Source organism: Cellulosimicrobium cellulans, assembly GCF_001722485.1.
Taxonomy (GTDB): domain Bacteria; phylum Actinomycetota; class Actinomycetes; order Actinomycetales; family Cellulomonadaceae; genus Cellulosimicrobium; species Cellulosimicrobium cellulans_A.
In genome coordinates this window covers 1-2,518 of sequence record NZ_LWGL01000269.1, presented here as the reverse complement: position 1 = coordinate 2,518, position 2,518 = coordinate 1, and the positions used below count along the sequence as shown (strand labels likewise).

The 2,518-nt window shown below is 77.7% G+C and carries 4 protein-coding genes and 1 pseudogene; all 5 read left to right on the top strand.

All coding sequences use genetic code 11. The features are described from left to right. Positions 1 to 316, top strand: a pseudogene (locus JZ5iCDA_RS19200) (FUSC family protein); the annotation flags it as partial. 94 nt (positions 317 to 410) lie between these two features. Next, positions 411 to 722, top strand: coding sequence for a type II toxin-antitoxin system Phd/YefM family antitoxin (locus JZ5iCDA_RS16805; RefSeq protein WP_069388163.1), 312 nt, complete (start codon positions 411 to 413; stop codon positions 720 to 722). Between the two features lie 9 nt (positions 723 to 731). Further along, positions 732 to 1,190, top strand: a complete 459-nt coding sequence (locus tag JZ5iCDA_RS16800; protein WP_069388162.1) for a type II toxin-antitoxin system VapC family toxin — start codon at positions 732 to 734, stop codon at positions 1,188 to 1,190. A gap of 90 nt (positions 1,191 to 1,280) precedes the next feature. Next, positions 1,281 to 1,622, top strand: a complete 342-nt coding sequence (locus JZ5iCDA_RS16795; RefSeq protein WP_069388161.1) for a DUF2516 family protein — start codon at positions 1,281 to 1,283, stop codon at positions 1,620 to 1,622. A 40-nt stretch (positions 1,623 to 1,662) separates the two neighbouring features. Beyond that, positions 1,663 to 2,518, top strand: an 856-nt coding sequence (locus JZ5iCDA_RS16790) for an asparaginase (protein WP_069388160.1), incomplete at its 3' end; no start/stop codon positions are given.

Here is a 2,518-nt window from a genome sequence, read left to right as displayed (position 1 = left end):
GCGCGTGCTCGCGCGCCGTGCCCGGCCCGCGGCGGACGGTCCGGACGATCGCGACCTCGAGCCCGTCGCCGACCTCGTCGCGCGGTTCGCCGCGGGCACGCGCGTGCTCGCCGAGGCGATCGGCGCGGGCCGGGACCCCGCCGTCGCGCGCGAGGTGCTCGTGGAGGTGGCACGGACGGCCGACCCGCACGTCGTCGGGGCGGGGGACTGGCAGGTGCAGTCGCTCGTCATGCTGCTGCGCTCTCCGATCGTCGACGTGCTCGAGGCCGCGGGCGCGACCCCCGCCGAGGCGCGCGCCGCCCTGCCCGAGCTCTGAGCCGGGGGCAGGACGTCGGGTGGTCCGCGGCCGTCGCCGGATTCGTCCCGTCTTCACCCTGCACCTGCGGGCTCCCGCCCGGTACGGTGCGCACATGGAGGTCCCCGTCAGCGCGCTGCGCGCCGAGCTCAGGTCGTGGATCGAGCGGGCCAGGGCGGGTGAGGAGGTCGTCGTCACCGAGCGCGGCGTCCCCGTGGCGCGCCTCACCGGCATCGCGACGGCCGACCTCGTGACCGAGCTGACACGCGACGGACTGCTCACCCCGCCGTCGACGGAGCGGCCGCAGCACGCCGGCGCCCCGACGTCCGACGCCGCGCCGGAGCGGGCGGTCGGCGCCCCCGCCGTCCCGGCGGCACGCTCGACCCGCTCCGGTGTCGCCGCGCTCGTGCGGCGCATCCGCCGCTGAGGAGGCCCGGTGGCCCTCGTCTACTTCGACGCGAGCGCGCTCGTGAAGCTCTGCGTGCCCGAGCTGGGGACGCTGCTCGCGAGCCGGCTGTGGAACCGGGCGGACGTCGTCGTGACGAGCCGCCTCTCGGACACCGAGCTGCGCGCGGCCCTCGCCGCCGGCGTGCGGGCGGACGTGCTCGACGCGGCCGAGCACGCCGAGGCGCTCGCCACGTGGGAGTCGCTGTGGCCCGCCCTGCACGTCGTCGAGGTGACGAGCCAGGTGGCCGCGCAGGCGTCGGCGCTCCTGGGCTCCTCCGACGGGGTCGCCGGAGGGGCCGCGGCCGGCGCGACGGCGGCGCTGCGCAGCAACGACGCGGTGCACGTCGCGAGCGCGCTCGCGGTCGCGCACGACGACACGCTCGTCGCCGCGTGGGACCCGGTGGTGGCCGCCGGCGCCCGCGGGCGAGGGCTGCGGGTCGTCCCGTGACCGCCGGGGCGGCGGCGTCCGACGTCCTGGGGCCCTGCGGCGTCGCGCGGCGGGTGCCGAAGCGGCCCGCCAGACCGTAGGCTCGTCGTCGTGTTCGGAATCGGGACCCTCCAGTGGGTCATCTACCTGCTGCTCACCCTCGTGGTGTTCGGCGTCCAGCTGTTCGCCCTGGTCGACGCCGCGCGGCGCCCGGCGAGCGCCTTCACCGCGGAGGGCAAGCTGACGAAGCCCATCTGGCTCGGGATCCTCGTCGCCGCCGCGGTCCTCGGGTTCCTGTCGCTCCCGCTCGGCGGGCCGAATCTCGGCTTCCTCGGCCTCGTCGCCGTCGTGGCGGCCATCGTCTACCTCGTCGACGTGCGCCCGCGGCTGCAGCCGTACGGCAACGGCCGCCGGGGCGGCGGCACGGGCGGCGGACGGCCGGGCGGCTGGTGAGCACCGGGTCCCACGGCGTGCCCGGCGCGCGGTCGGCGTCGTGACAGCGGCCGGGGCCTCGGTCGCGCACGCGGCCGTCCCGCTCGCCGAGGTGGTGCGCGGCGACCTCGTGGAGTCCGTGCACCTCGGCCACCTCGTGCTGCAGGGCGGGCCGGAGGGCACCGACCTCGAGCTCGGCGACCCAGACACGGTCATCTGGCCGCGGTCGAGCGTCAAGCCGTTCCAGGCCGTCGCGATGCTGCGGCACGGGCTGGACCTGCCGCCGCGCCTGCTCGCGCTGGCCGCGGCGAGCCACAACGGCGAGCCCGAGCACCTCGCCGGCGTCGAGGAGATCCTCGCCGGCGTCGGCCTCGACACGTCGGCGCTGCGCAGCACACCCGACATGCCGTTGCACCCGCCCGCTGCGTTCGCCTGGCAGACCGAGCACGGCGGCCCGGCGCCCCTCGCCCAGAACTGCTCCGGCAAGCACGCGGCGATGCTCGCGACGTGCGTCGCCGCCGGCTGGGACACGGCCACCTACCTCGAGGCGGACCACCCGCTCCAGGTCGCCGTCCGCGAGACGGTCGCCGAGCTGACCGGGGTCCCGGTCGAGCACGTCACGGTCGACGGCTGCGGCGCGCCGCTGTACTCGACGACGGTGCGCGGGCTCGCGCGCGGGTTCGGTCACCTGGCCGCCGCGCCCCGGCGTGCGCCCGGCTCGCCGGAGGCGGCCGTCGCCGGGGCGATGTCCGCGTTCCCGCACATGGTCGGCGGCACGGGGCGCGACGCGACGCGTGCCATGCAGGCGGTCCCCGGCCTGGTCGCGAAGGACGGCGCCGACGGCGTGTACGGCGCCGGGCTGCCGGACGGGAGCGCGCTGGCCTTCAAGGTGCTCGACGGCGCGTCCCGGCCCCGCC